This window comes from Hahella sp. NS-SX17 (assembly GCF_057367735.1).
The window spans coordinates 2,557,635-2,584,162 of sequence record NZ_CM170632.1 but is presented as its reverse complement, the minus strand read 5'-3'; the positions used below and the strand labels follow the sequence as shown (position 1 = coordinate 2,584,162).

Sequence of the window (26,528 nt, the reverse complement as noted above, 5' to 3'; positions counted from 1 at the left end):
AACGCTAACAAAGGCGCTAGTGAGAAAACTAGAATAATATTTTAGACTGCTATAATTTTGTCCAGGGAGAGAAAGTAAGGGAACTGTCTGTTACTTCTAGAAAGAGAGTGAGAAAGACATGGCTTATAGCCGTAACGCAAGAAAAAATATAAATAACGCACTGGTATTACTCGTATTTTCACTAATCGCGCAAAACGCCCCAGCTAAGGCGCCGCCGGATCAGGTTGCACGTTTGGACCGGGATCTCACGCCGCTTGGCGCCGAGAGGGCCGGTAGCGAAGGGGGGGAAGTGCCCTCTTGGGATGGAGGCATTAAGCAGCCGCCTGCGAATTATAATCCAGATAAATGGCATGCTGACCCCTTCGATGCGGACGTTCCACGCTTCATCATTAACGCCGGCAATGCACAGGATTATTCAGACAAACTGACCGAAGGCCACAAGGCTCTGCTGCAGAAGTATCCAAGCGATTACATTCTAAAAGTGTATCCCAGCCGCCGCAGCGCGTCTTACCCTGACCACGTCTACGCCGCTCTGAAACAAAACGCCGCCAAGGCGGAACTGATGCCTCGCGGAACCGGCGTTAAAGGCTCTTTGATCACCAGTCCGTTTCCGATCCCCAATCAAGGAGTGGAGATTATCTGGAATCATATCCTGCGCTACCGTGGCGAAGAGGCCGCCTTCCGCTCTTCGTTCGCCGCCACACTCCCGGATGGTTCCTACACGCCGGTGACGACAGATTATGAGTATTTCTTTGTGTATGCTCAGCAGCACAATCGGCCGGAAGACATCGACAACAAAATCTTCTACCTCAAAACCGAGGTAGTCGCACCCGCCAAGCTGGCTGGCACCATGAACCTGGTGCACGAAACGCTGGATCAGATTCGCTCTCCCAGACAGTCCTGGCGCTATCAGGCAGGAGAACGTCGCCTGCGACGCTCCCCTAACCTGGCTTACGACGCCGAGGCCCCAAATAGCGAAGGGCTGCGCACTACCGACCAGATTGATATGTACAACGGAGCGCCGGACCAATATGAATGGACGTTGATCGCCAAGAAGGTCATGTATGTGCCTTACAACGCTTACCCATTGCACTCCAGCAATTTACGCATGAACGATATCGTGCGTCCCGGCCACATCAATCAGGAACATGCGCGCTACGAAGCGCATCGGGTGTGGGTGGTGGAAGGCATCCTGCGCGAAGGGCTGGGTCACATCTATCACAAGCGCCGCATGTACTTTGATGAGGACTCATGGCAACTGCTGGTTGCGGAGGATTATGACGATAAAGGTGAACTGTGGCGCGTATCGGAAGCTCACTTGGTGAATTACTACGAAGTGAAAGCCCCCTGGACCACGCTGGAAGTTATTTACGACCTGAAGTCAGGGCGTTATTTCGTCGATGGCTTGGATAACGAAGAAAGGCCTCGCGACTTTGCGCCCGGGCTGAGAGATAGCGACTTCTCGACTTCCGCGGTACGCCGCGCCGCCAGACGCTAATGGTTATCCATTAGACTCCTATAACCCATCTTTCTCCCACTAAAAAAGGCCGCTGATTATAGCGGCCTTTCTATTGCTGCAACTCAGACAGCTATGCGCGGCTTAGCCCGCGTTAGAAAGCTCAAGCAGCAGTTTATTCAGACGGCTTACGTAGCCAGCGGGATCTTTCAGGTTCTCGCCGCCAGCCAATCGCGCCTGATCAAACAACACCCAGGTCAGATCTTCAAAGCGCGCGCCCTGCTCTTCACCCAGCTTTTTCACCAGAGGATGCTCAGGGTTGATCTCAAAGGTCGGTTTGTTCTCGGGCAACGCCTGACCCGCCGCTTCCATGATGCGGCGCATTTGCACGCCCATGTCGTAAGCGCCAACCACCAGACAGGCGGGCGAGTCGGTCAACCGGTGAGTTACACGCACTTCTTCCACGTGGTCTTTCAGCACTTCCTTCAAGCGGTTCAGTAAAGGTTCGGCTTCTTTTGAAACCTCTTCCTGCTTCTCCTTCTCCTCCTTGTCTTCAACCTCGCCCAGATCCAATTCGCCTTTGGCGATATCCTGGAAGTGCTTACCGTCAAACTCATTCAAATGGCTCATCAGCCACTCGTCAATACGGTCGTGCATCACGAGCACTTCAATGCCTTTCTTGCGGAAAATCTCCAGGTGCGGGCTCTTCACGCCAGCGCTGTAGGACTCGGCGGTGATGTAATAAATCTTATCCTGCCCTTGCTTCATGCGGCTGACATAGTCTTCCAAAGACTGAGTCTGCTTGTCGTCGTCCTGATGCGTGCTGGAGAAACGCATCAACTTGGCGATTTTCTCGCGGTTAGCGAAGTCTTCTGCCGGTCCTTCTTTCAGAACACGACCGAATTCATCCCAGAAGGACTGGTATTTTTCCGCATCGTCAGCAGCCAGCTTGGACAGCATATCCAGCACACGTTTGGTCAGGGCCGAACGCATGCTTTCCACCGCCTTGTCGTTCTGCAGAATTTCCCGCGATACGTTCAGGGACAGATCGTTGGAGTCCACCACACCTTTTACAAAACGCAGGTACAACGGCAGGAACTGCTCGGCGTCATCCATAATGAAAACACGCTGGATGTATAGCTTCAGACCACGGGGCGCTTCGCGATTCCACAAATCATAGGGCGCTTTAGCAGGAACATACAGCAGACTGGTGTAGTCCAGCTTGCCTTCCACACGGTTATGAGCCCACAGCAATGGATCGCTGAAATCATGAGCAATGTGCTTGTAGAATTCTTTGTAGTCTTCGTCTTTGATCTCGTTACGAGGCAAGGTCCAGAGAGCTGTCGCTTCGTTAACCGATTCGAATTCAGGCGCGGATTCCGCCTTCTCTTTGCCTTCTTCCTCTTCCCCAACATCCATATTTTCTTTGATCATTTCAACCGGAAAGGAAATATGGTCAGAGTATTTTTTCACCAGACTGCGCAAGCGCCAGCCGTTAGCGAACTCTTTCTCTTCTTCTTTCAAGTGCAACACAATACGCGTGCCGCGCTCTTCTTTGGTCACAGTTTCAATGGAGAAGTCGCCTTCTCCTCTGGACTCCCAGCGCACCCCTTCTTCAGGTTTCGAGCCTGCCCGTCGGGTGTAAACCTCCACTTTGTCGGCGACGATAAAAGCGCTGTAGAAGCCGACGCCGAACTGACCAATCAGACGTGAATCCTGCTTTTGATCGCCAGTCAGGCTGGAAAGGAACTCTGCTGTACCGGATTTGGCGATGGTGCCCAGATTCGTCACCACTTCATCACGGTTCATGCCGATACCGTTATCCGATAAAGTGATAGTCTGCGCTGTTTCGTCAAACTCCAGGCGAACTTTGAGGTCGTTGTCGCCTTCGTAAAGATCTTCTTTGCTCAACGCCTGAAAGCGTAACTTATCCAAGGCGTCCGACGCGTTGGAGACCAGTTCGCGAAGGAATATTTCCTTGTTGCTATAGAGCGAGTGAATCATCAGGTGAAGCAGTTGCTTCACTTCAGCCTGAAAGCCTAAGGTTTGTTTTTCTGTTGCAGTCGTCATCGGTCGACAAACTCCTGGCGTAAGTCCGTATCGGAAACAAGTGAAATAATATTGATTGCAGGCCGGCGATTTATCCGGCTCTTGTGGCCAGAAAGTGGGGGCGAATATGGATATTTCAACCGTTTCGGAGCTATGCTCACATTTTCATGACTAACAAATGCGAGAAACCCTGTGGGAGATGTCATTCCATTCAAGAGGCCGTCCCTGAAGAAGAAAGCCAAAGGTAAAACCTTGTGTCGCAACGGCTTTCACAAATGGGAAGTCAGTAAGGAAAAGCAATTCGACGTAAAATCAGGCAAGCTGGTGACGGTATACCGTTGCGCCCGCTGTGGCGAACAGAAAGTGCTCGCGTTGTAACGCCGCCGAACGCTCAACGCCCCGGCCAGGGCAAATCCCAAGGAGACGCCCACTCCTCCTCCAATAAGTCGCGCAACGCCTGGGACACAAACAGCTCTCCAAACTGCGGCGGACGGATGATCGCCAAGCGCTCCCCTTTATAACTGAAACGCACGCCATAAGCGTGCAAGTATGTGCGGTCAAAATCCCTGGCCGCCTTTCCCGCATATAATTCATCCCCGGCGATGGGCGCCGAGATACTTTTCAACGCAACGCGAATCTGATGCGTTTTCCCCGTTAATGGACGCACGATAAACGCCCTGACGCCGGGCATTAGGGTGTGGCTGAAGAATTGGGTGACGGCGGGATTTTCGCGCCCCTGGGTTAATTTCCAAGCGCCCGCGCGCGCCTTTTCCATATCGCCGATAATTTTACCCTGCTTTTTTTGTGGCTTTTGCCCAGACAGGGCTAAGTAAAATTTCTCAACTTGGCGGGTGCTGAACTGTTCGGTCAATTCGCGAGCTAACGCTGGTGTTTTCGGCAGCAATAATAATCCAGACGTCACTTTATCAAGACGATGCACAGGATAGACGCGGACGCCTAAGGCATCCGCCACACTGGAGCAAAGGCCCTGCACACCGTCTTCATCATGAAAAGATATTCCTGGCGCTTTATCAACGACCAGCAAGTCATCGTAGTCGGCGACTATTTGAAAAGAGGATGCATTCACCGTTTCACTCCACATCGGCCAGCAGGTGGAGCGGCAGTTTACCCCAGGTGTTTTCAATGCACGAGTGGAGACCGCCGAAACCAGTTAAAACACATTATTACGGCGTTGCGATCAATTAACGCCGAGAAGGCAATCCATTGCGGGAGAGAGACGCGTCTGGGATCAGGCTCGACTGCGATAGTCTTCGAGAGAGATAACTTCGGCATTGGAAACCGGGGCGGCTTCCGCCTCAGCCAAAGCGAAGTCATAACGCTCGTTCAAACAGTAACGCAGCTCCGCCAGGGACTCATGCATTAACTGACTGATCTTGATGCATGCCGCCAAGGGGGTCTTGGCTCTGGCGCGGGTCATATCAACCTTGAACTGAAGTCCACGCAGCTTACGCTGGCAGTCAGTCCGGGCGGAGGTGATGATGTACTCCACCATCTCTTCTCTTAGTGCTTCCAATGCTTCAGGCCTTTGTTTGGCCATTTCAAGCAATTCATCAAAATGTGGAAGTTCCATTCTAAGCTCTCTTACTACACAACAGCCTGATTCGGCTTTCATACTACCAGCGGCTTTTTGTTACTACTCAGCAGCCACCTGCTGAAAAGCGATAGGCTCTTAAGCTTCAAGCCGGTCTCACCCAGCGCTCAAGACATGGACCCAACCAGAAAAAGCCACACCCTTATTGTTCAGTTTTTAACCATATTTAGATAGTACAAGTCTGCTTTTGACCTGTACACATAAAATGCATTCTACCAGAAAAAAATGGCATGTTACATTGTGTAAGTTTAGTTATATCTGTGTAATCAAAAGGCTTTATATACAAGCCGGTTAGCATTACAAGCTAAGGTGAATGTGCAGATAAACAACCTAAGTGGTCTAGGAAAGATGGGGAAAAAGGCAGGCGCCTGTTAATAAAAATGTGAGGTTGAACACGCTCGGAAGGCCATTATGTGGACAGTTTGAAGCCTGGTAACAAACTGATTCAGTTTCCACTGAACAAACTGCGAAAACTTTTTAATCGGGCTTGAACGCGATCACGAGCAAGATGATAGGGAAACAACGTAACTCCAAGCCCCAGATCCATAACTAATTGAGAACGAGGAGCCTGTTCGTACATGCTCAGATAAGCCCCCGCCATGGCGGTGATGGAGCGACTCAAGTGCAGATAGTCACTTTGCACGATAATCCCAAGCTGATAGGTATTGGATAACAAGTGCATCACTGTCTGTAGCCTCCGCTGAATACCTTTCGCTCCTTCCTTATACAACTGTCTCAGAGCCTGGGAACCCAGTGGCGTGACGCCCTTTTTCTTTAGCGTATCCTGTAAGGCGGTGCGAATGGTCTCTTCGCGGTTGCGGTTATCTTCGGGATGGGTGCTCATTTCTATCAACGCATGTGTCAGGCGATCTACGTCGGCCGTCAGCGCTCCATAGACATAGTCCCACACCAGCGGCCACTTGCCCCGCATATCCACCACGTTGCCCCAGTCAATCAGAAACAGGCGACCTTCAGGCGTCACCATGATATTGCCCGGATGTAAATCACCGTGAAACTCTTGATACACCAAGACATGCTGCAGAGTGGTGAATAGAAAACGCTCCGCGACTTTCCGCCGCAGGTCTTCCTTCTCCTGTCCCGCCACTTCCCGCAGCAGGCGATCTATCGACAACGCCGTTTCCAGATATTCCATTTCAATAATGCGGCCAGTGGCGGAGTATATCTGCGGTACGGACCAGTTATCGCTGTCCAGAGAACGTCGATAAAAGCGCTTTTGTATCGCCGCTTCGTCTTCAAAATTCAGCTCTTGTTCGAACCCCCGCGTAAACTCTTTAACCTGGCGGGACATCGCCTCCAAGAATGGAAGCAGTTTGGTGTGGGGAGCCCAATACTGGCTCGATATCAACATCAATTCCAGGGCCAACGCCCCCATCTGAAACTCCCGTTCGAGATTATGTCTGGACACCTTCACGACAACCGGGATCAACATTTCAACCCCTTCTTTACGTACAGGTTTCTTCGCCGCATAAACAGAGCCGATGGAGCCTGAGCGTATGGGCTTGGCGGCGTCGAATCCAAAATAAATTTCATCGGGAAGCTTGCCGTAGCATTCAATAAACGCCTGATTCACTTCCTCTACCGTCATTGGCTGCACGTCTTCCTGAAATACTTTCAGCTCGGTCGCGATTTCGTCCGGTAGGAACTCTGCGTTAGCAGCGGCTACCTGCGCCATTTTGATGAACAAAGGGCCGAACTCGCGCACCATTTTCGCCACGATCTGCGCCTGCCCGGCGAAATCACGCGGATCGGTTTGTAAAAAAGGCTTGATATAACGGATAGCGCGGATCTGCCGCCGCAAAATCGCCAGGTCGCTGCGCAGTACTCTCGCCTTCTGCGCCATCTCGCTGATAGCGTGATTATTCACCTGACGCAGGTGCTTGATGCGATTAATGATATCCACCAGTAACGGCTCATATGCGCGTAATACGGAGCGGATGATATCCAGGTTGAGCTCGACCAACCCTTTCAGTTCCGGCGCGCTGATCAGCTCATGAAAGAACTGCCAGAATTCGTTAACAATGGCTTCAGGAATTTCCACCGGGCTCCGCGACACCGTCTGCTTGACCAAAAACTGAATCAGGCCCTCTGTCGTCTCTTCATTGGGGATCAGTTTGTATTTGCGCAGATAGCCCGTCAGGGCTTTGGACTGTTCAGAGATGGGATGCTGGTAGAGGGCTTCAAATAGCAGGTCCAGTTCGCAGGCCAGCTGCTCTCTGTCAATGGGATCGTCGCTGAGAATTAACTGGCCAATGGGGAGAAAGGACTTAGGCAGCTTTATCGTACTGACCGCAAACTGGCCAGCTCCCCGCAACACCCTGTCAGTTCGTTGCTTTAAAACCGGAAAGTTGATCTCGATGAACTTCTTTGGGTCCGATTCACTCATGTGGGCGCCAGAGCCTGATGCTGTCCATAGTTTGTTGTATGAAGTCCGACAAGCTCCAAGCTTATCAATATCATTCGAGGCAAAAAAGCAGTCTAGCACTTATCCACCAAGCGAATAGATAAAGTTTGATGGAGTTGGCCAAACTTAAAATGACCACTAGTCATTTACATTGATACACTGCTATTCGAATCCTGCCAGGCGCTCCAGCATGGGGATCGCTGCATGGCCTCAGTCATTTTCGAGCGATTACACGAGGATCTTACGAACAGACACAGAAGATAACGGGGGAAGGATTATGAGTGCGAAAACTGTATTGATTACGGGCGCCTCATCTGGCATCGGTTTAGCCTTGGCGCGAGTATTCGCCCGCCATGGCTGGAATCTCGCGTTGGTCGCCCGACGCAACGACAATCTGGAACGTTTGGCCGCAGAGCTGAAAGAGAAATATGAAACGGACAGCCAGTGCATCGGTTTTGACCTGACCTCTGATAACGCCGCGCGAGCGCTGTACGATGAAGTGCGTTTTCGCAACTTGCAGATAAACTGCTTGGTGAACAACGCCGGACGAGGGTATTTTGGCTCATTTATCGAACGTGACTACCAACTCGAAGAGGAAACCATCTACCTTAACGTGACCGTGCTCACCTCGCTTTGCAAATTGTTTGGCCGCGACATGGTGGAGCAAGGCGGCGGTCGCATCCTGAACATCGCCTCCATCGCCGGTTTTATGCCAGGGCCGAATTTCGCGGTATACCACGCCACCAAAGCTTACGTGTTATCGCTGTCGCGGGCGATTCACACTGAACTCAAATCACAGGGCGTCACTGTTACCGCATCCTGCCCCGGGCCCACGGAAACCGAGTTTTTCGACAAGGCGGGAACCGGCGTACTGAAAGCGATGGAGTACATCCGCCGCATGCCAGCGGAAAAAGTGGCGGAGCAGGCTTACGACGCGACGTTGAAAGGCAAGCCCGTTGTGGTCCATGGGATGCTCAACAAGATGATGGTGGAGTCGCCGCGTCTGGTTCCGAAGAGCTGGGTTGCGCCTGTCGTGAAGAGCCTGATGCGATAATTACAGGCCCCATTACTCAGCGGGCGCCTCTTTCAATCTGCGCCATTCTCTGACCGCGTCCGGGTCCATGCGGAAGTAATGCAGGACCTGAGACGCCACCAACAGACTGATCACCCCCGCAGCGATAAACAGCCCGTCATAACCCAGCATCTTGGCGACGAAGCCGCTGAATACGCCCGCCGCGCCGGAAACAATCACCTGAATACAGGCCTGCAGCGTAAAGTCCGCGCCTTCGTGTTCTTTGCGGCAGTAGTGCATCATCATGGCGAACAAGGCGACATTGGCCATGCTGTCGACTATCTGTTCGAATATGGCGACCGCCAGCACAATCGGCATCTCCGCCTCGCCGCCGCTGACAATGGCGTACATCGCCAGCGCGAGGGCCTGCAACAAAGAAAGCGACACCAGGCAGACCCTGGGACCGAAGCGATCATAAAAACCACCGCCGGCGAAAACCGCCGCCACGCCAACTAACGAGGACATCAGCGTCACCACACCCACATCCGCCAAGGACAACCCTTTATCCACCAGCATCGGCTTGATCATGCCTGATGCCAGACTGTCCGGCATCTTGAATAGCAGTAGCACAGCAACCCAGTAGATCATGCCGGGCTGGCGCAGGAAGGACAGGTAAGTATTTAGGATCAGCGCCAGACTCACTGGCGACTTGTCCTTCACACCCCCCGGGTTTTCGTCCGTCGGCGACAAATCGCCCAAGGGGCGCTCATCAAACAGAAATATCGGAATCAGACAGCACGCCAGAATCGCCGCCATACTATACAGGCTCAGGCTCCATCCTATTCCATCAATGGCCATCAACAGTAAGCTGGCGCTGACGATCATACCCACCTTGTAACCGCCGACCTGCAAAGCGTTCCCCCACCCTCTCATCGGCGGCGGCAACAGCTTCACCGCTAACCCATCCGTCGCAATATCCTGAGTGGCCGCGCCAAAGTTCATGCTCACCAGAACCAGCATAAACAGCAGAATAGACCAGCTACTGAGCTGCCCGGGATTCATCGACCCCAACCACAGCAGCAACCCGCTGACGACGCCTATGGCGAGAATAATCCAACCTCTATGCAATCCCAGCTGGAACAAGTTGTAGCGATCCACCCAAGGCGCCCATAAAAACTTCAGCACCCATGGGAACGCCAGCATTTTGATCAAGCCGATATACTCCAACGGAACGCCATGCTCCCGCAGCACAGGCGGAATCACATGCACCATCAAACCTGCGGGAAAACCCTCAGCAAAATAGAGACTTAACAAAAGCACAGAATGAAAGGGCGTAAAGCGCATGGGTTATTAAACGTCATTGGATTTAGGGTAGATAACGCGGCTCTTATTCTACCTGCAGGATGCCACATCATGGCGCACAGGAGACTTTGATCCTGAGCGGAAAATCTCTTTATACACGGTTGCAGGCATCTATCGTAGCGCCCGAGGAAAAACAAGCAGTTTTCGTGGGACACCGCACGACCTATTCCATAATGCTGATTTGGGGCGGAACAAATTTTAGCTACGATGCCACCTGATGCCTTTAAATATGGAGGTTTACTCTTTAACGCCCGGGACTCTCTGGGGCATCACAACCCAGCATGTTCTTTTTATCTTCAACTTTATGCGTAAATATCGAGCAAAAAAACGAACTTTGGTAGCTTTTCGCATAACTCTTTAACTAGCCTTAAAGGTGAATGTAATGGGATTACGATATATATTTTTCGGCGGCACAAGAGAGAAAAATGCAGACGGTAGCAAAAGACAGTTAGGCGCAGGCAAATCGCACTATGTGATTACAAAGTAGCCAGACCCGATAGCACTTTTTTTAAGTAACCATGGTCCCAGCCCGCTCGTAGCCTCTTAGTTTTTATACCTCCTTTGTCCGTCTTCTCATTCTTCAATAAATTCAACGCTATATGTCTCAACACCGCTAGATTCTCCGCGCTGTGTCCCATGCGATGCCGTGAGTCATCCTCTTTAAACGCTACATCCAGCACCCAATGCAGTTTGTTCTCTATGTGCCAGTGCTTTCGCGTCGCATCCAGGAAATATCTCGCATCCCCCTCTCGACTCGAAATATACAAGCGGCGCTCCAGCGTTCTTTGCCCTGACTCCATTCGCTCTGTTTCTACGACGATGAAACTCTTCAGGTCTTGCCAGCGACTTTGTTGCTTTTCCAGACCCTCCAGACTCGTTGAAACGCGGCAGCGCCGCTTCTCCTCCTCAGCACGCCCTGGTTCGCATACAAAGTCGACAAAATCCTCGCCGAAGCCTTTAGCCTCAGCCTCCACGTACCGGTCGTGAATCGCATCGTGTAATGAGGCCTGGTTTTCTTTCACGCCTACCAAATAATCTGCTTCCGCGTGACGGATATGCTTCACGATCTCCCGCTGGCATCCCATCGCGTCCAAGGTGACGAGACTTCCTTTTAATGACAATGCCTTCAACAGTTTAGGAATAGCAGTGATCTCATTGGATTTTTCCTGAGTTTTCACCTGTCCCAACACCAGTTCGTTCGCTGTCGACCAGGCGCTAACCATATGAATGGCGGGTTTGGAAGAGGATCGGTCGTATGAGCGCCGTAGCGTTTTGCCGTCTATTGCGATCTGATCATCTGGAATCTGCTCCGCCAGCGTCGAAGCCCAGGATAGAAAGCTTGTCTCTAGCGCCTCGGGATCTAACTTCGCAAAGATGTTGTTGAAGGTGTCGTGGGAGGGAATGCCGTTGGGCAGCTCCAGAAAAGACTCAAACCACTCTTTTTTAGCGTCGCCAAACCGAGTGATGGTAACCCAATCGTCAGCCCCACAGATGATCCCGCAGAGCGCGATGGTGAGAACATCATAGAAATTATGCCGCATATTGAGCGTCTCTCGACGAGGATCAGAAAGGCTGGAGAAATGGTGTTTAACGCCGTCAATTAAAGAAGAGCCCATAACAGTCCTTATTAGGGGAGAAAAAGGGGCGTACTCTATGAATTTACTGTCTAGTATTCAACCATATAGTGCGATTTGCCTGCAGTTAGGCGTTGCCCATAATAGCGCATTTGAGTTCGCTGCCCTTAATGTAATAAACGACTACAAATCGGGAAACATCAAGAAAATAAAAATAACCAATGCCGCAGACATGGTAAAAGCTCTGAACAACAATCAAATATCTTCTGTAAGCTCCTTGGACATACTTTGCCACGGAACGCCATACTCGCTTAATTTTTCCGAAAATGAGAATGAGAATTGCGGCTTAATTACAGGGTTCTTCGCAAAAGCCGGACTCGCCTTCTACTATTCTTCCTGGGATGATGGCATTTACTCATTTTCTGACGATAGCAGGTATGTTTCAGATATAGATTTCAAAGTTTTTACTGAAGATGCACGAATCCAAATACATGGCTGCAACACAGCCAGGGGATCTATGCCTGGCGATACCCTGACCATCGCCTTGTCTAAAGAGCTATATCAAGCTGGAAAGACCAAGTCGTATGTCATTGGACATACCGACAAATCAAATCCGAATATAAACGGAGCAAAAACGACCATTAGGCAACAGGACTACAGACATGGGGAAAGGTCGGTATACTCAAATGGAAATCTGATTCATACTACGCAGATATCAGGTGTAATCACCCATGAAAGCATTCAGAATATACTATGAAAAAGCTAGTTATTACTATATTAGTAGCACTCCCCATCATTACATACAAATTTGCTTTTTCATTACAGGGAGAAGAGGTAAAAATAGAAGCAATTTATCTTCAGCTGGCTTGTGAAAAATGTTACCACATGGAGGTAATATCCTCTTCAAACGAGGCGTTAATCGGAAAAACCATCATCCCGACCTCCTCCGTATTGAATATAGAGAATATATTAGCCAACAATCTGACTCCTACATCTAAAGTTTGCCTAAAAGGAAAACCCTACCTTTGGAACCCTAACTGGGGGAATATTGATCCTGACGGAATTAGATTTAACGTTATATCCCAATGCAATTAAACCCTGAATCTTTAAGGCCTGCAGCCAATCTCAACAGGAGCCCCCATGACATCGGACGTTTCACCATCCATTCAGCAGCTTGTTGATCAATTGCGTTTGTCGCCGCACCCTGAGGGTGGGTTTTATCGGAGGATTTTCGCTGCGCCTTTTGTTGTTTCTACGCCCCATGGCGAACGTCCGAGCGCAACGTTGATTTACTATTTACTGCCCCGAGGCGGCTTTTCTCAGTGGCACAGGCTCCGTAATGACGAGATCTGGCTTCATCTCGGGGGAGACCGTATCCAGATTCACGCTATTGCGCCGGATGGTGGGCTGGTCACACAAGCCATCGGCCCTGGCGGCGGCAGAGACGCGCACGTACCGGGTATGCGCTGGCTCGCCGCTGAGCCGGAATCAGGCTCTTCGGGTTATGCCTTAGTGAGCTGCATGGTATCCCCCGGGTTCGATTTCGCGGATTTTGAATTGGGCGACGCGGACGAGTTAACCCTCCTCTATCCCAAACACTTCGACCTTATTCTGCGCCTAAGCCGAAGCGGCTCCCAGGGGGGCTAAACCCGGATGCCCCCAGCGCGGGCAAGGGATATACTTCTACTATGACGCCGTATGATTTTGTCTCGGCATTCAGCACTGCGTCCGTATTGCATCCGCACTACGTCCGTACCGATTTCCAAGAAAGGAGAATGACTATCATGACCGCCGCCTACCAATGGCTTGAAGCGAAAGACTGCGTACTGGTTCTGGTGGATATCCAGGGCAAGCTCGCTCAGCTTATGCACGAGAAAGAAAGGCTGTTCTCTCAGTTGCAACGCATGGTCAAAGGCGCGTTGTTGTTTGATATCCCCATACTATGGATGGAACAACTTCCGGAAAAACTCGGCCCTACCATTCCAAAAATCACCGAGTTGCTCCCGGACCTGCGTCCGATTCCCAAGCATGCGTTCAGCTGCTACGGTGAGCCTCGCTTCGTGGAGGCGCTGCAGAAAAGCGGCAGAAAGCGGGTGTTGCTGACGGGTATTGAGAGCCATGTGTGCGTCTATCAATCCGCCTATCATTTAATTGAGGCTGGATATGACGTCACTTTGATCAATGACGCTATCTCCTCCCGCGATCCCGCCAATCGTGAGTTGGGCCTCCAACGCATGCAGGCGTTGGGCGCAACGCCCTCCAGCGTGGAAATGGTTCTGTTTGAACTGCAGAAAGAAGCCGCTGGCGAGCGCTTCAAGCCGATGGCGCAGTTATTCAAGTAAAGCGCTTCGGCCTGCCGACCGGAGAACGTCTATCTCTTTGATGACAAAGCAGATTAAACTGACGATTATAAAAAACGACTCAGCAGGCGGCGCGTCCGGTGTTAAGCGCTCCGCTTCCCATTAGAGGTGGTGATTGATATGAGCCAGAATCATGACGCGGGGATGTACGACTCGGTGACGATTAAACACGTCGGAGACCTTGATCTGATTGAAATTGAGCGCCCCGAGTGTTCAGCCAGCCTGACCCTGCAGGGCGGCCAGTTGATCAGTTACGCTCCTCGCGGCGAACATCCCGTCTTATGGCGCAATCCAGACGTGGCTTATCAAAAAGGGGAAGCCGTGCGTCAGGGAATCCCCATTTGCTGGCCCTGGTTCGCCTTTCTGGAGCGCAATGCAGACCCCGTGCGCAACAGCTTCCCAATCCAGGAAGCCCCCGCTCATGGCGTGGCGCGCAATGCCCTATGGCGTTTATTGAGCATTACTGAAGAAGAAACCAGCACCACCATTGCTTTTGAGCTGAACGCCGAGCCCTTGGGCCTGAAAGCGGTAGTCACCTATCGACTGGGCGTGGTGATGAAAATGGAGCTGGAATCGTTCAACTTGTCAGATCAGCCCAAGCACTTGAGCTGCGCCCTGCATACCTATTTCGCCGTGTCGGATATTCAACAGGTCAGCGTGCTGGACCTGGACGACCTGCCTTACATTGACTCACTGCGAGGGTGGAGCCTGCACAAGCAGGACGGTCCTCTGCACATTGCGGAAGAAGTGGATCGCATTTACTACGATACGCCGGCGATACTGCGCATCCATGATAAAAAGTGGGAGCGTTTCATCGTCCTGGAGTCCTCCGAAAGCCGTTCCGCCGTGGTATGGAATCCCTGGACCGAGAAGAGTAAACGCTTATCCCAGTTCTCTCCAGACAGCTACAGACAGATGCTGTGCGTGGAGACTGGGAAGCTGCTGAATGATTATATCGAGCTGGAGCCGGGCCAGAGCCACACACTGGATCTGACCCTGTCATCCCGTCGTTAGATCAGGGAGTGACGGTCTCCGCGCCTTGCGGATGCAGGTTCTTTGAATAGCTCATCGCCTGGAACGCCAGTTCAAAGCTGGCTTCCAGTTCGTCTTTCTGGCTGAGGAAGTACTCACACTCCGTTTCCACATCGCCTTCCTTCAACTCGTTCTGGAACTCCCATTTGAACTTCCAGTATGCGTCTTCAGCGTTGTATTTGCGGTCCGGGTGATTGTCCATTTTTCTGACGATGGCGACCAGATTGGCGCGCTCGCCTTCTATACCGCACAAATCATAGGCGGCGGAGGCCAGGGCCAGGGCTTTCACGGACTCATTGAACAGGTTATCCACCGCTGACAGCACCGCATCGGAGTCGCGCTTGATCTGTTCCGCCAGCTCCTGGATCTGCTGACGTTCCGCAGAGGCGTCCTCGCCATTGCGCACCTTGACTTCCAACTGGCTCAGCACCTGTTCACTGATATTTTCTCTGGAGACTTTGCCGTCGGAAAAAGACTTGGATATTTTTTGCAGGTCCTGGCTGGCCTTTTCCCTCTCTTGCTTGGAAGCGGTCATCAGCGTCTCGAACCTGCTTCCGTCGCCGTCGTCCGTTGAACATCCAGCCAGAGTAAAAATAAGGGGGATCATTATGAAACGAAGCACAGGCATCCATCACCTTTATAATTAAAAACAGAAGCATACATAATCGGACGCAGCAAGCAAATAATCCATCCGGCCCCTGGGACAAGTTCATTTCCAGACGCAATCGTTCGCGCATAGTCTACACTGATTAATAAATAAAACATGGAGTTAGTCACCCGTGCCAGATACCCATACCTCCGCCGATCCATTGACCCGGGAGCTGGATTCACGCATCCAGGCCGGCAACCTGGATATTCCCATGCTGCCGGAAGTGGCGCAGAAAGTAATCGCCATCACCAACAATCCTGACTCCAGCGCGTCCGAGCTGGTCAAAGTGATTCAGGGGGATCAGGCGCTGGCCGCGCGGGTCATGCGTATCGCCAACTCCGTCGCTTACTCCCCCAACGCTTCAATTGTATCTTTGCAGCAAGCCATCGCCCGCCTCGGCATGGTGTCGATCCGCGACATCGCCCTGGCCGCGTCCATCAACGCCCGCATGTTCAAGGCCCCCGGCTACGAAGATCGTATTGCGGCCATGTGGCGTCACGCGCTGGCGACGGCGCTCTGGTGCAAGGAAATCGCCCGGCGCGCGCGTATGAATGTCGAGGCTGCGTTCCTGTGCGGGCTTCTGCACTCAGTGGGCAAGCCCATCATGCTGCAGGAAACTCTGGACGTGGCGGGAGCGGAAGGGCTGCAACCTGAGCTGGACCTGTTGCTGGACATCGTAGAGGAGTTGCATCTGGACGCCGCCCGCCTGGCCCTGGAACACTGGCGCATGCCGGAGCTGATCATTGATGCGGTGACGCATCAGGATAACTATCTGGAAGCAGGCAATGGCAAGGATCAGGCAAAATTGATTCGCGCTGGAAAACAGTTCGCATCCCATTTTCTGTTTGATGAACCGGATAAAGACACCTTACTGGCACTGCCAGCCATGGCGGATTTGAATCTCTATCCGGATGAAGTCGCCGAATTGTATGAACAGTCCGACACCGTGAATCAAGGGCTGGAGGCCATGCGCGCATGAGCGACTTCGACATCATCGTCATCGGCAGCGGTCCCGCCGGCCAGAAAGCCGCCGTGCAAGCCGCCAAAGCAGGCAAACAAGTCGCTTTGATCGAGCGGGACGCTCTGCTTGGCGGCGCCTGCGTGCATCGCGGCACCATCCCCAGCAAGACACTGCGTGAGAATGCGCTACGCGTGAATAACATGCGCAAAAACGCCGCCCTGTTCCAGTTCAAACTCAGTGAAGACCTGGAAATGGCGACACTGATCGACCGCCTGGATGACGTCATGAGATCCCATGACGAGTACATGCGGCGACAGATCGACCGCAACGCCATCAAGCGCATCCACGGCCGGGCCCGGTTTCTCAGCCCTAACGAAGTGGAAGTGACCTCCGTCAGGGGAGAAAAGCAGGTGTTGAATACGGACTATGTGGTCATCGCCACTGGCTCGTTTCCCCGCAAGCCGGAACAAGTGCCGATCGATCATGAAAACATCTTCGACAGCGATTCGGTGCTGTCCATGCTGTATCTGCCAAAAAGTCTCGCCGTCCTCGGCGGCGGCGTTATCGCCAGTGAGTACGCCTCTATCTTTCAGGCTCTGGGCGTACGTGTGGTCATGATTGACCGCTACCCTCGCCCACTGGGTTTTCTCGACAAAGATCTCACTGACAACTTCGTCAACGCCTTCCAGGACATGGGCGGCGTGTGGATGGGGAACAGCGTGGTGAAAAAAGTGTACTTTGACGGCGTAAACGACGTCATCACCGAATTGGAGGACGGCCGCACCATCATTACCCAGAAACTGCTGTGCGCCGCCGGCAGAGAGGCCAACGTGAAGGATCTCGATATCGATAACGCCGGTCTGGCGCTGGACGAACGGGGCGTGATTCCCGTAGACGGACAATTGCGCACCCGGGTGCCGAATATCTTCGCCGCCGGCGATGTCATCGGGCCGCCATCGCTGGCTTCCGCCTCCATGGAGCAGGGTCGGCGCGCCGCCTGCAACGTTATCGGGCTGGAAGTAGGCAGCATGCCTGAGATGATACCTGTAGGCATCTACGGAGTGCCGGAGCTCTCATCCGTAGGCATGACCGAACAGGAAGCGCGCAAAGCCCATGGCCAGATCATCGTGGGACGGGCGCCGTTTTCGGAAATCGCCCGCGGACATATTTCGGGTAATCAGGACGGCATGCTGAAACTGGTGTGCGACGCCGAAGGTCGGCGGTTATTAGGCGTGCAGATCGTTGGCGAGGAGGCCACTGAACTCATACACATCGGGCAGATGGCGCTGCTGTCCAAATCCGATGTGGATATCTTCGTAGAGAGTATCTTCAACTTCCCCACCCTGGCGGAAGCTTATCGGGTGGCGGCGCTGGCGGTCATTGGTCAACGCGCTCGCCGCAACAGCGTCTACTAAAAAACACCCCGCGGACGCTCAGATCAATCCGCGGGCGCCTGTTGCAGCTCATACAGCGCATCGCTGATGTTCTCCACCTGCATGCGAAGGATATTTTCCGCTTCGTCCAGAGCCTGGTTGTAGGCGCGCGGACCAATTTCCCGCACAAAAAAATCAATAAGAAACTCCGCCTGAAAGCCGCCGATTTCCTGGTCCAATTCACTGGCGAAGTAGTCTTTCACTTTCGCAACCAGTTGCTGTTTTTCATCCCGCGTCAGTTCAATCATTCGCGTCCTCTCCTTTGCCTCCGCGCACCAATCCTTTAAACGCGACCCGCACCGCACGCCAGCGGTTGATCAGTAGCGCAGAGAATATCAAGAAACAACCCAGCATCTGCATGCCGGACATGGTTTCCCCCAACCATACCAAAGCCATCAGGGTGGTGAACACCGGCTCCATGGTCATGATCACCGCCGCATGGCTGACGGGCGTCAGACTCTGCGCGAAAGTCTGCAGAAAGAAACGCAGACTGGTGGCGATCACCGCGCTGGCGGCCACCCATCCCCAAATGCTCGCGCTGACCTGCTGCGGCCATTCCTCCAACATCAGAGACAGTCCTGAAGCCATGACGCCGACCGTCAGTAATTGCACTGTGGTCAAAGCAATGACCGGCACTTTCGCGGACATATGGGTGTTCAGGGTGAAGTTAAGGGAAAACAGCAGCGCAGAGGCCAGAAAGAACAACTGCCCCAATTCCGGGTGCAGACCGTTCCGCAATGACAGCAACGCCAAACCGCAAGTGGCGACGGGCAACGCCAGCCAAGTGGCGAGCGCCAGTTTTTCTCCAAATATTACTCGTGACACCAAGGGCGCCAGCACCATGGCCAGACTGGTGATGAAAGCCCCTTCTCCCACATGATCACCGTAAAACAGTCCGGAGATCCACAGGCACATGGCGGCGGCGAACAATACGCCCGTGGATAGCGCAATGCGCAGTTGCCTGGCGGACAACGACATCAACGCCCGCCGCCCCACCATCGCCAATATCAAACCGGCGCTGAAAAAACGAATGCCGATAAACAGCAGAGGGGGTAACCCCGAAAGCGCCTCCTTGGAGAATATCCAACCGGCGGCGGCCAACAGGGTGACCAACAGCAGTAATAAGTCCGCCTTTAAGTGGCTGGACTGAGACACAGGCGGACTCAAACTTGTTCTGATTGTTTGAGCGCCGCCAGTTTGGCGTCTTTCTCCCGCCACAATGCCGTCATCCACTCCCTGAACTCCTGCTTGAAAGCCTCATCATCGACGTTACGGCTTTTCAATTCCTCGGGAATCGTGACGCGGCGAATGTACATTTCCACCGCCGGCACGCGTCCGCACATAAAGTCCCGCAGTCGTGGCGCGCCGCCAGGGTAGTGAATGGTGATGTCCACCATGGTGGGAATGTATTCCCCCATTGCGCTGAGAACAAAGGCTACGCCGCCCAGTTTTGGCTTCAACAAATTCTGGTAGGGAGACTGCTGGCGCTCGTGTTTGCGTTTGGTGAAGCGAGTGCCTTCCACAAAGTTCATCACGCTTACCGGCGTCGTACGGAATTTTTCGCAGGCTTTACGCGTGGTCTCCATGTCCTTGCCTTTCAGTTCTGGACGTCTGGCGACCTGCTCCGGGGTATGCCGGCTCATGAACGGAAAGTCCAGTCCCCACCAGGCCAGGCCGATTACCGGCACCCAGATCAATTCTTTTTTCAGGAAAAACTTAAGAAAAGGAATACGTCGGTTGAGCACGTGCTGCATGGCGAAAATATCCACCCAGCTCTGATGATTACAGACCACCAGATACCAGCCCTCTCGCTGCAGCTCCTCCAGCCCTTCCACTTTCCATTGGGTGCGTTGGGTCAATTTCATCCAGGCGCTGTTGCAGGCGATCCAGGCCTCGGAAATCAGGATAATCAGGCGGGTACAGGCCTTACGCCACGCGGGAATCGGAATGATCAGCTTCAGAATGGCCGGGATGTACAGCAGCGTACACCAGAATATCGTGTTGATCGCCAGGGACAGGGAGGCCAGACAACCGACAAGGGGGGCTGGCAGAAAACTCAGCATAACAAGCTCCGGACAACGATTGGATTAAAGGCTCCGCGACGCACTCAGCCTCAAAGTTGGAATTTCTCCGCCAGCTCCGCGCATTCGCGATGCTGCGGGCAAAACGTCATATGGTCGTTCACCATCCCTACCGCCTGCATGAAGGCGTACACAATAGTGGTCCCCACAAAGGTGAAGCCAGCCTTTTTCAGCGCCTTGGACATGGCGTCGGAGACTTCCGTGCTGGTAGGCGCCTGCTGCATGGATTGCAGATGATTGACGATAGGCTTGCCGCCGACGAAATCCCAGAGAAAGTGAGAAAACTCGATGCCTTGATCCCGTAGCGCCAGATAGCCGCGGGCATTCTTGATAATAGACTGCACTTTCAGGCGATTGCGCACAATGCCGGGATTCTGCAGCAAGCGCTCGACGTCTTCCTCGGTGAAGCGCACGATGGCTTCCGGGTCGAAATCAGCGAAGGCTTCTTCATAATTTTTCTGCTTGCGCAGGATGGTGATCCAGGACAGGCCTGCCTGCTGACCGTCCAGACATAACTTGGCGAACAGCTCCTGAGAGTCCTTTACCGGACGCCCCCAAACATTATCGTGGTAGCTTACGTACTGAGGATCGTTCCCACACCAACTGCAGCGTTGCTCGGACGCCATACCGGTCTCTCCTGTTCTTCTTGCTCTTGTTTGTTCCTACACGTATTCATTCTTGCACGTGTTCGTTTTTACACATGTTCGTTCTTATTTTCGTCGACTGATCGCAGCTTCCGCCCAAGCCGTTCACGTCTCAGGGTTTTCCGCGTTTACGCCGTAGCTGCGACTATCTGAAGAGCCGCAACGGTGAGCGGCGTACAACCCGCCGTATTGTGCCGTCGCCCACGCCAAAAGCAAACCACCTGGAAACGAAAAACACGGTTGCCAGCGGCGACTTATCTCCTCACAATGGCTATCTTTGCGGCCCACCGACGGACGCAGCAGGATCGCAATATAACGATGGATTTGCATCTCCCTATGCCTGAATCAACGCCTCATACGCCTATTTCCGCCGAGCAGCGCGCAACGCTGACCCGTTTGCGAAAGCTTGCGTATCGCCTGGACGCCCAGTTCCGCATCCCTGTTCTGGGCGTACGAGTCGGCTGGGATTCCTTGATTGGCCTTGTGCCGTTGGTGGGTGACATCGTCGGCGGCTGCCTGTCCCTGTATCTGCTGTGGCAAGCCTGGCGCATTAAAGCCCCGAAAAGACTACTGTTGCGCATGCTCGCCAATATCGGCGTCGAGCTACTTGGCGGCGCCGCGCCGCTGATCGGCGACGCCTTCGATATTTACTGGAAAGCCAACCAGCGCAATATGGACATGCTCGCCGTCTATCTGGAAAAGCAGATCATGCCCCCACCGCCGAAACGCAGAACGCCCTGGCTTTGGATCAGTCTGAGCCTGGCTCTGCTGGTGTTGTTCATTCTCTATCTGCTCAGTACGCCTGAGCCATTTAATTTCAGTTAAAACTAATGAAAATATTTTGGGAATTGCGGTTCTTTTTCATCCGCAACTGGCCGCCCTATCTCGCGGCGGTGGTGATGCTAACGCTGGTGGCGCTATTGCTGATGCTGCCGCCTCACCTGATCGGCGAGTTTGTGGATCGCATCGCGCAGCAGACGCTGGATGCGGATTACCTGATGATGACAGTAGGCGAACTGCTGGCGTTGGCGGTGTTGATCTATATCTTCCGCGTGCTGTGGCGGATCTTCCTGTTCGGCGCCTCCCATAAACTGGCGGCGGAAACCCGGCAGGATCTATACCGACACTGGACCACCATGTCGCCGCAGTACTTCCGCAAACACACCACCGGCGATCTCATGGCCCACGCCACCAACGATGTCGAGGCCCTGCAGATGACCGCAGGCGAAGGCATTCTGGCCACTTTCGACGGCTTGCTGACCGGCATTATCGTGCTGGCGGTGATGATGATCACCCTGAGCTGGGACCTTACCCTGGTGGCGCTGCTGCCCTGGCCGATCATGGCGATCTTCATGTATCAGTTCGGCCGCAGTCTGCATACCGGCTTCTCGGACGCACAGGCCTCCTTTGGCGCATTGACGGAGCTGAGTCAGGAGTCTATCTCTGGTATTCGCACCATCAAAGCCTACGGTCAGGAGGACGCCATGGCGAAGCAATTCGCCAACGCCGCGGAAACCGCCACGCAAGCCTACATGAAAGTGGCCGCCACCGACGCCAAGTACGAACCGACCATTGTGCTGACCATAGGAGCTTCGTTCCTGTCCGCCGTCACCTATGGCGGCTGGCTGATTCACCAACAGACGCTGACGTTGGGCCAGCTCACCAGCTTCACCATGTATCTGGGTTACCTGATCTGGCCCATGTTCGCCTTCGGCTGGATGCTGAACATCGCCGAGCGGGGCTCCGCCGCTTATGATCGCATCAAACGGTTGCTGGCGGAGGCGCCGCAGATTCCCGATACCGGCGAGCTGAAGTCCCTGCCGGATACGTCTCTGCAGGTGGCCATCGATGCGTTCCATTATCCGGATCAGGAACCCGTTGCGGGCGACGCGGAGCAGGACGCCCTTTCCGCACAGGCGGCGCTGCGGGAGATTCAATTCCATCTGGCGGCGGGAAAAACACTGGGAATAACCGGGCCAACCGGCTCAGGCAAAACCACTCTGATCAAGCTTATCCTGCGTCAGTACGCCCTGCCGCCAGGATCAGTGGCCTGGGGCGGCGAATCAGTGGAGCGTTATCAACAGGCGGCGTTTCGCGCGCATGTCGCCTACGTCCCCCAGGAGCCTTTCCTGTTTTCCACCACGGTTGAGGAGAACCTTTCCCTGGGTCGTCCAGAGGCGAGCCGCGAGGAAATAGAAAAAGCGGCGGGGCTCGCGGCCCTGCATGAAGATATCGAGTTGTTCCAAAACGGTTATGACACCGTCGTCGGCGAACGCGGCGTCACCCTGTCCGGCGGCCAGAAGCAGCGTCTGGCGCTGGCGCGGGCGCTGCTTATCGACGCCCCTGTGCTGATCCTTGACGACGCCCTCTCCGCCGTGGACACCGGCACGGAAAACCGCATCCTGCAACACCTGAAGGACGCGCGTCGCGACACCACCACCATTATCGTCTCGCACCGCCTGTCCGCCCTGCGCCACGCCGACAAAATTCTGGTGCTGGATCAGGGGCAAATCCGGGAACAGGGCAATCACAGAGAACTGGTGGCGCAGGCCGGCTGGTACAGCCAGATTTACGAACTGCAGCAAATTGAGCAGGATCTGGACAGGGTTCAGCCGCAAGACAAGGTCGTGCGACAAGAGTAATCGCGGAACAAAGCGAGATAGCTGAGCCTCGATTTGCAGCGGCCGGCTTTTGAATTAATAAGTATCGAATAAACAAAGTACGGGGTTGGATAGGTTCATGCAGTGGCGGGTGTTTAAGCGGTTATTAGCCGCCAGCGCGAGCTGGAAGAAACTATGGATAGGCGGCTGCGCCATTCTGTTGCTGGCCACAGCGATGGATGTCCTGGGGCCTTACCTGATCAAGCATTTTATCGACGACTACCTGTCGCACGGGCGTTACATGGACTCAGGCTCAGTGCAACTGTTCGTCATTTACGTGGTGTCGCTGCTGATAGGTTCTTTGGCGCACTATGGCGCGCCGCTGGTGTTCAGCCGTATCGCTCTGCAGGTAGTGGAAAAACTGCGCAAAGACGTGTTTCAAAGCGTGCTGTCGCGTCCAGTGTCCTATTTCGACAAAAGCGCTACCGGCGCGCTGGTGTCGCGCTTGAGCAACGACACGGAAGCCGTAAAAGAGCTGTTCCTGAATGTGATCGCCAACTTCATCACCAACGTGGTGCTGGTCACCGGCATTTTCATCATGATGGCGGTGCTCGACGTCCGCCTCATGCTGGTGTGCCTGGCGCTGATGCCCTTGGTGGTCGGCGCCATGGTGATGTATCAGCGCCTCAGTACGCCCATGTTCCAGAAGGTGCGCGCATTGCTCAGCGACATCAACGCGCAGTTGCACGAATCCCTCAACGGCATGCCGATTATTCAACTGCTGAATCAGCAAAAGCGTTTCAACGAACGCTTTCGCAGCACAGTGCAGGAACACTTCCGCTGGCGGGTGAAGAATGTGAAGCTGGACGGTCTCATGCTGCGCGCCCTGATCGACATGTTTTCCATGGCCACCCTGGCGTCTATCGTGTACTTCTTTGGCAGGCAGTCTCTGGAAGACGTGGTGGAGATTGGCGTGCTCTACGCCTTCATCAGCTATCTGGGCCGCTTCGTCGAACCCCTGATCGAACTGACCCAGCGCCTCAACATCATGCAGCAATCCCTGGTGGCGGGACAGCGAGTGTTCGAACTGCTGGATACGGAACCGGAGCGTTTCGATGGCGTCAACCAGATCACCAACGGCCGCATCACCCTGCGCAATGTCAGTTTCAGTTATAACGGAGAAACCCAGGTATTGCAGGATGTATCTCTGGATATTCCCGCCGGCGGTATGCTCGGCGTGGTCGGACGCACCGGCAGTGGCAAAAGTACGCTGATGCAATTGCTGATCCGGTTTTATCCGGTCACAAAAGGCGACATTCTGATCGACGACCACCCCCTCAACACCCTCTCCGCGACCAGTCTGCGTCAGGATGTGTGTCTGGTGGAACAGGAACCGTTCCTGTTTCAGGGCACGCTGGCGGACAACCTGCGTCTGGATCGCGACTATAGCGAACAGGAAATGACGGAAGCCCTGGCCAAAGCCGGTCTTAAAAGTATGCTGCAGCGTCTACCGCAAGGGCTGGCCACGCCTCTTGGAGAGCGCGGCGGCAGATTGTCCAACGGCGAGCGTCACTTGGTGGCGCTGGCGCGGGCGTTACTGCGCAAGCCCAAAGTACTGATTCTCGACGAAGCGACCGCCACGGTGGACAGCGAAAGCGAGGCGCGAGTGCAGCAAGCGGTTAACCGGCTGCACGGCGAAGTGACGCTGATTGTCATCGCACACCGTCTTTCCACCATTCGCCACGCCGACAAGATCATCGTATTGCATCACGGCAAGCTGGTGGAGGAAGGCGACCATCGTCAGCTCATGTCGCTGGAGGGGCTCTACCAGCACCTGTACAGCATACAAACGGCGCATCTGCTCGCCGACTGAGAGCAGTGCTGGTCTGACAAGCCTGCGATTCACAGCTAAGCTTTTAGGGTCTGTCGACGAATAGGCATCGCCACTGCAGCCCCTATGCTTGAACTGAGAGTATTACTGCTCTTACTGATTGCTAATGGAGCCCCGGTGTTCGCCCGCTTTCTAATGGGCGATCGAGGCGGCCTTCCCATTGATTCCGGCGCCCGCTTCAAGGATGGCCGCCCCTTGCTCGGCCCTGGGAAAACCTGGCGGGGCCTTATCGCCGCCGTCCTTATCAGCGCCTTGGCTGCGCCCTTACTCGGCTTTTCCATACTGACCGGTTGCATGGTCGCGTTGTTGGCCATGCTCGGCGACATCATCACCAGTTTCTGCAAACGCCGCTTTAACCTGACGCCCAGCAGCCGCGCGCCGTTTCTGGATCAATTTCTGGAAACGGTATTGCCATTAGCCGCATATCAGCATGCCCTTGGCCTGTCCCTGTTGCAAATTGGCGTTATCTTTATCGCGTTTGTGCTTGTGAATTGGGGCATATCGCCCCTGCTGTTTCGGTTGGGCGTGCGCAAGAAACCCTATTGAGGCGCTTACTTCAGGTATCGACTCAGGAAGGGATTATTCACAACAGGCCAGCAGCAACACGCTGATTTCCCGCCTCAACTCCAGGTCATTAGTGGATTTGGCCAACTCGTTGGCCTGCAATAGCAACTCACGGGCGGCGTCCAGCTCGCCATCGTCGTAAAGCCGGTTAGCCATAGCGAAGGTAATCGAAGCTGAATAGTCCACAAGGTTCTGCTCTTCCGCGTAGGCCAGCGCCTTGCGGTATATCTGCAGCGCCTGCCGACTGTCGCAGGTAAAGTCCGCCAGCGCCTCCCACTGAAAGGGGTGATTTCTCGGGGTGAACTCGTTGTTTTCACACAGCTTTCGCAGCTGTTGGTAGTTGCGCCATAACGCTTTGGTGTCGCCTTCCGCCGAGGCGTTGACAATATCCACCGCCAACTGATGGATCTCGTCAAAAAACGGCAGGGCGATCCTGGTTGTCATGCCTGTGCGCCCTAGTTGACAGGGAAACCCGCAGGAATGGCCTCCCGCAGGTTTCCGGTGGAAGAAATAGTCATAATCCCCGCGCTCGAATGCGACGGAGAATGTACCGCCGATCACGACTGTAGTGTTCGGCCAACTCCAGATCGTTATCGCCGGGCGCCCGCGACTGTTCCAGCAAGCGCTCCAGTTCACCACTTTGCTCCAGTTGCTCGATATACTCCTTCATCAACTTAACGACATTCTGCGTTCTCTGAGTGTCCGCCATAGCAGTCTCCTTTCTATTTATTACTTATAAGGTCCTGTCCCATGAACTTCCAAGGACGTCCTGAGCACTGATTACAGCGAGAAATGCACTGGGGAATTGTTACAGTCCCCATACTTA

Annotated in this window: 27 protein-coding genes; 14 read left to right on the top strand and 13 right to left on the bottom strand. The window is 53.8% G+C overall.

Going from position 1 to position 26,528, the window contains the following annotated elements:
• The first annotated feature begins 118 nt into the window (after positions 1–118).
• Positions 119–1,498 carry a DUF1329 domain-containing protein gene (locus AC2IBB_RS11685; protein WP_486333031.1) on the top strand — a complete coding sequence of 460 codons (1,380 nt, stop codon included), beginning with the start codon at positions 119–121 and terminating at the stop codon, positions 1,496–1,498.
• 102 nt (positions 1,499–1,600) lie between these two features.
• Here the strand turns inward: AC2IBB_RS11685 and htpG are convergent, their stop codons facing one another.
• Complete coding sequence (gene htpG / locus AC2IBB_RS11680) at positions 1,601–3,526, bottom strand: molecular chaperone HtpG (RefSeq protein WP_486333030.1); 1,926 nt, start codon at positions 3,524–3,526, stop codon at positions 1,601–1,603.
• A gap of 171 nt (positions 3,527–3,697) precedes the next feature.
• Here htpG and AC2IBB_RS11675 point away from each other — a divergent pair, with 171 nt between their 5' ends.
• A complete protein-coding gene (locus AC2IBB_RS11675; protein ID WP_011395964.1) occupies positions 3,698–3,883 on the top strand; it encodes a hypothetical protein in 186 nt (61 codons plus the stop codon).
• Positions 3,884–3,896: 13 nt separating this feature from the next.
• Here AC2IBB_RS11675 and AC2IBB_RS11670 read toward each other — a convergent pair whose 3' ends face one another.
• The 3 genes from AC2IBB_RS11670 to AC2IBB_RS11660 form a co-directional block, all read right to left on the bottom strand.
• Positions 3,897–4,592 carry a TIGR01621 family pseudouridine synthase gene (locus AC2IBB_RS11670; protein WP_486333029.1) on the bottom strand — a complete coding sequence of 232 codons (696 nt, stop codon included), beginning with the start codon at positions 4,590–4,592 and terminating at the stop codon, positions 3,897–3,899.
• A gap of 162 nt (positions 4,593–4,754) precedes the next feature.
• Entirely contained in the window at positions 4,755–5,096 is a 342-nt protein-coding gene (locus AC2IBB_RS11665; protein ID WP_041598539.1) for a DUF3135 domain-containing protein, read from the bottom strand.
• A gap of 466 nt (positions 5,097–5,562) precedes the next feature.
• The gene (locus tag AC2IBB_RS11660; protein ID WP_486333028.1) at positions 5,563–7,521 is read right to left on the bottom strand and encodes an AarF/UbiB family protein; all 1,959 of its coding nucleotides are present in this window, start codon (positions 7,519–7,521) and stop codon (positions 5,563–5,565) included.
• 295 nt (positions 7,522–7,816) lie between these two features.
• On the opposite strand from AC2IBB_RS11660, the gene AC2IBB_RS11655 reads away from it, so the two are divergent.
• A complete protein-coding gene (locus AC2IBB_RS11655; RefSeq protein WP_486333027.1) occupies positions 7,817–8,593 on the top strand; it encodes an SDR family NAD(P)-dependent oxidoreductase in 777 nt (258 codons plus the stop codon).
• A 12-nt stretch (positions 8,594–8,605) separates the two neighbouring features.
• On the opposite strand, the gene AC2IBB_RS11650 is transcribed toward AC2IBB_RS11655, so the two are convergent.
• Together AC2IBB_RS11650 and AC2IBB_RS11645 are read right to left on the bottom strand one after the other, a co-directional pair.
• The gene (locus AC2IBB_RS11650; protein WP_486333026.1) at positions 8,606–9,823 is read right to left on the bottom strand and encodes an MFS transporter; all 1,218 of its coding nucleotides are present in this window, start codon (positions 9,821–9,823) and stop codon (positions 8,606–8,608) included.
• A 566-nt stretch (positions 9,824–10,389) separates the two neighbouring features.
• Positions 10,390–11,529, bottom strand: coding sequence for an ISAs1 family transposase (locus tag AC2IBB_RS11645; RefSeq protein ID WP_486333025.1), 1,140 nt, complete (start codon positions 11,527–11,529; stop codon positions 10,390–10,392).
• Between the two features lie 37 nt (positions 11,530–11,566).
• Between AC2IBB_RS11645 and AC2IBB_RS11640 the strand changes: the two genes are divergently transcribed.
• The 5 genes from AC2IBB_RS11640 (at position 11,567) to AC2IBB_RS11620 (ending at position 14,861) form a co-directional block, all read left to right on the top strand.
• Positions 11,567–12,244 (top strand): hypothetical protein, encoded by a 678-nt coding sequence (locus AC2IBB_RS11640; RefSeq protein ID WP_486333024.1) that lies wholly within the window; start codon positions 11,567–11,569, stop codon positions 12,242–12,244.
• Positions 12,241–12,582 (top strand): hypothetical protein, encoded by a 342-nt coding sequence (locus tag AC2IBB_RS11635; protein ID WP_486333023.1) that lies wholly within the window; start codon positions 12,241–12,243, stop codon positions 12,580–12,582. The genes AC2IBB_RS11640 and AC2IBB_RS11635 overlap by 4 nt, the downstream gene beginning before the upstream one ends.
• A 45-nt stretch (positions 12,583–12,627) precedes the next feature.
• Positions 12,628–13,134, top strand: coding sequence for a cupin domain-containing protein (locus AC2IBB_RS11630; RefSeq protein ID WP_486333022.1), 507 nt, complete (start codon positions 12,628–12,630; stop codon positions 13,132–13,134).
• A 128-nt stretch (positions 13,135–13,262) separates the two neighbouring features.
• Positions 13,263–13,829 (top strand): hydrolase, encoded by a 567-nt coding sequence (locus AC2IBB_RS11625; RefSeq protein ID WP_486333021.1) that lies wholly within the window; start codon positions 13,263–13,265, stop codon positions 13,827–13,829.
• A gap of 138 nt (positions 13,830–13,967) precedes the next feature.
• The gene (locus AC2IBB_RS11620; protein ID WP_486333020.1) at positions 13,968–14,861 is read left to right on the top strand and encodes a D-hexose-6-phosphate mutarotase; all 894 of its coding nucleotides are present in this window, start codon (positions 13,968–13,970) and stop codon (positions 14,859–14,861) included.
• A 1-nt stretch (position 14,862) separates the two neighbouring features.
• Here AC2IBB_RS11620 and AC2IBB_RS11615 read toward each other — a convergent pair whose 3' ends face one another.
• On the bottom strand, positions 14,863–15,501 hold the full coding sequence (locus AC2IBB_RS11615; RefSeq protein ID WP_486333019.1) for a hypothetical protein: 639 nt from the start codon (positions 15,499–15,501) through the stop codon (positions 14,863–14,865).
• Positions 15,502–15,658: 157 nt separating this feature from the next.
• On the opposite strand from AC2IBB_RS11615, the gene AC2IBB_RS11610 reads away from it, so the two are divergent.
• Positions 15,659–16,507, top strand: coding sequence for an HDOD domain-containing protein (locus AC2IBB_RS11610; RefSeq protein ID WP_486333018.1), 849 nt, complete (start codon positions 15,659–15,661; stop codon positions 16,505–16,507).
• Positions 16,504–17,904 carry a Si-specific NAD(P)(+) transhydrogenase gene (gene sthA / locus AC2IBB_RS11605; protein ID WP_486333017.1) on the top strand — a complete coding sequence of 467 codons (1,401 nt, stop codon included), beginning with the start codon at positions 16,504–16,506 and terminating at the stop codon, positions 17,902–17,904. The genes AC2IBB_RS11610 and sthA overlap by 4 nt, the downstream gene beginning before the upstream one ends.
• Before the next feature lie 23 nt (positions 17,905–17,927).
• On the opposite strand, the gene AC2IBB_RS11600 is transcribed toward sthA, so the two are convergent.
• Genes AC2IBB_RS11600 through AC2IBB_RS11585 form a run of 4 tightly spaced genes read right to left on the bottom strand, consistent with a single transcriptional unit; the run spans position 17,928 to position 20,629 of the window.
• Positions 17,928–18,170 carry a DUF2164 domain-containing protein gene (locus tag AC2IBB_RS11600; RefSeq protein ID WP_486333016.1) on the bottom strand — a complete coding sequence of 81 codons (243 nt, stop codon included), beginning with the start codon at positions 18,168–18,170 and terminating at the stop codon, positions 17,928–17,930.
• Positions 18,163–19,077: a DMT family transporter gene (locus tag AC2IBB_RS11595; protein ID WP_486333015.1), complete on the bottom strand. Its 915-nt coding sequence runs from the start codon at positions 19,075–19,077 to the stop codon at positions 18,163–18,165. The genes AC2IBB_RS11600 and AC2IBB_RS11595 overlap by 8 nt, the downstream gene beginning before the upstream one ends.
• 8 nt (positions 19,078–19,085) lie before the next feature.
• Positions 19,086–19,985, bottom strand: a complete 900-nt coding sequence (locus tag AC2IBB_RS11590; RefSeq protein WP_486333014.1) for an acyltransferase — start codon at positions 19,983–19,985, stop codon at positions 19,086–19,088.
• Between the two features lie 50 nt (positions 19,986–20,035).
• Positions 20,036–20,629, bottom strand: coding sequence for a DNA-3-methyladenine glycosylase I (locus AC2IBB_RS11585; protein ID WP_486333013.1), 594 nt, complete (start codon positions 20,627–20,629; stop codon positions 20,036–20,038).
• A 354-nt stretch (positions 20,630–20,983) separates the two neighbouring features.
• Between AC2IBB_RS11585 and AC2IBB_RS11580 the strand changes: the two genes are divergently transcribed.
• The 4 genes from AC2IBB_RS11580 to AC2IBB_RS11565 all read left to right on the top strand — a co-directional run bounded on the left by AC2IBB_RS11580 (position 20,984) and on the right by AC2IBB_RS11565 (position 25,684).
• Positions 20,984–21,472, top strand: a complete 489-nt coding sequence (locus AC2IBB_RS11580) for a DUF4112 domain-containing protein (protein ID WP_486333012.1) — start codon at positions 20,984–20,986, stop codon at positions 21,470–21,472.
• Between the two features lie 5 nt (positions 21,473–21,477).
• Positions 21,478–23,289, top strand: a complete 1,812-nt coding sequence (locus AC2IBB_RS11575; RefSeq protein ID WP_486333011.1) for an ABC transporter transmembrane domain-containing protein — start codon at positions 21,478–21,480, stop codon at positions 23,287–23,289.
• Positions 23,290–23,386: 97 nt separating this feature from the next.
• Complete coding sequence (locus tag AC2IBB_RS11570) at positions 23,387–25,120, top strand: ABC transporter ATP-binding protein (RefSeq protein ID WP_486333010.1); 1,734 nt, start codon at positions 23,387–23,389, stop codon at positions 25,118–25,120.
• A gap of 84 nt (positions 25,121–25,204) precedes the next feature.
• Complete coding sequence (locus tag AC2IBB_RS11565; protein WP_486333009.1) at positions 25,205–25,684, top strand: CDP-archaeol synthase; 480 nt, start codon at positions 25,205–25,207, stop codon at positions 25,682–25,684.
• A gap of 33 nt (positions 25,685–25,717) precedes the next feature.
• Here the strand turns inward: AC2IBB_RS11565 and AC2IBB_RS11560 are convergent, their stop codons facing one another.
• Both AC2IBB_RS11560 and AC2IBB_RS11555 read right to left on the bottom strand, forming a co-directional pair.
• Positions 25,718–26,146 carry a hypothetical protein gene (locus AC2IBB_RS11560; RefSeq protein WP_486333008.1) on the bottom strand — a complete coding sequence of 143 codons (429 nt, stop codon included), beginning with the start codon at positions 26,144–26,146 and terminating at the stop codon, positions 25,718–25,720.
• Positions 26,147–26,216: 70 nt separating this feature from the next.
• Positions 26,217–26,411 carry a hypothetical protein gene (locus tag AC2IBB_RS11555; protein ID WP_486333007.1) on the bottom strand — a complete coding sequence of 65 codons (195 nt, stop codon included), beginning with the start codon at positions 26,409–26,411 and terminating at the stop codon, positions 26,217–26,219.
• Positions 26,412–26,528 lie beyond the last annotated feature (117 nt).

Coding starts and splice junctions, on each gene's coding strand:
- AC2IBB_RS11620 (WP_486333020.1), top strand. CDS start 13,968: ATGAGCCAGAATCATGACGCGGGGATGTACGACTCGGTGACGATTAAA.
- AC2IBB_RS11650 (WP_486333026.1), bottom strand. CDS start 9,823: ATGGTGCATGTGATTCCGCCTGTGCTGCGGGAGCATGGCGTTCCGTTG.
- AC2IBB_RS11630 (WP_486333022.1), top strand. CDS start 12,628: ATGACATCGGACGTTTCACCATCCATTCAGCAGCTTGTTGATCAATTG.
- AC2IBB_RS11600 (WP_486333016.1), bottom strand. CDS start 18,170: ATGATTGAACTGACGCGGGATGAAAAACAGCAACTGGTTGCGAAAGTG.
- AC2IBB_RS11560 (WP_486333008.1), bottom strand. CDS start 26,146: ATGACAACCAGGATCGCCCTGCCGTTTTTTGACGAGATCCATCAGTTG.
- AC2IBB_RS11685 (WP_486333031.1), top strand. CDS start 119: ATGGCTTATAGCCGTAACGCAAGAAAAAATATAAATAACGCACTGGTA.
- AC2IBB_RS11575 (WP_486333011.1), top strand. CDS start 21,478: ATGAAAATATTTTGGGAATTGCGGTTCTTTTTCATCCGCAACTGGCCG.
- AC2IBB_RS11645 (WP_486333025.1), bottom strand. CDS start 11,529: ATGGGCTCTTCTTTAATTGACGGCGTTAAACACCATTTCTCCAGCCTT.
- AC2IBB_RS11585 (WP_486333013.1), bottom strand. CDS start 20,629: ATGGCGTCCGAGCAACGCTGCAGTTGGTGTGGGAACGATCCTCAGTAC.
- htpG (WP_486333030.1), bottom strand. CDS start 3,526: ATGACGACTGCAACAGAAAAACAAACCTTAGGCTTTCAGGCTGAAGTG.
- AC2IBB_RS11565 (WP_486333009.1), top strand. CDS start 25,205: ATGCTTGAACTGAGAGTATTACTGCTCTTACTGATTGCTAATGGAGCC.
- AC2IBB_RS11590 (WP_486333014.1), bottom strand. CDS start 19,985: ATGCTGAGTTTTCTGCCAGCCCCCCTTGTCGGTTGTCTGGCCTCCCTG.
- AC2IBB_RS11660 (WP_486333028.1), bottom strand. CDS start 7,521: ATGAGTGAATCGGACCCAAAGAAGTTCATCGAGATCAACTTTCCGGTT.
- sthA (WP_486333017.1), top strand. CDS start 16,504: ATGAGCGACTTCGACATCATCGTCATCGGCAGCGGTCCCGCCGGCCAG.
- AC2IBB_RS11640 (WP_486333024.1), top strand. CDS start 11,567: ATGAATTTACTGTCTAGTATTCAACCATATAGTGCGATTTGCCTGCAG.
- AC2IBB_RS11570 (WP_486333010.1), top strand. CDS start 23,387: ATGCAGTGGCGGGTGTTTAAGCGGTTATTAGCCGCCAGCGCGAGCTGG.
- AC2IBB_RS11580 (WP_486333012.1), top strand. CDS start 20,984: ATGCCTGAATCAACGCCTCATACGCCTATTTCCGCCGAGCAGCGCGCA.
- AC2IBB_RS11665 (WP_041598539.1), bottom strand. CDS start 5,096: ATGGAACTTCCACATTTTGATGAATTGCTTGAAATGGCCAAACAAAGG.
- AC2IBB_RS11655 (WP_486333027.1), top strand. CDS start 7,817: ATGAGTGCGAAAACTGTATTGATTACGGGCGCCTCATCTGGCATCGGT.
- AC2IBB_RS11555 (WP_486333007.1), bottom strand. CDS start 26,411: ATGGCGGACACTCAGAGAACGCAGAATGTCGTTAAGTTGATGAAGGAG.
- AC2IBB_RS11625 (WP_486333021.1), top strand. CDS start 13,263: ATGACTATCATGACCGCCGCCTACCAATGGCTTGAAGCGAAAGACTGC.
- AC2IBB_RS11635 (WP_486333023.1), top strand. CDS start 12,241: ATGAAAAAGCTAGTTATTACTATATTAGTAGCACTCCCCATCATTACA.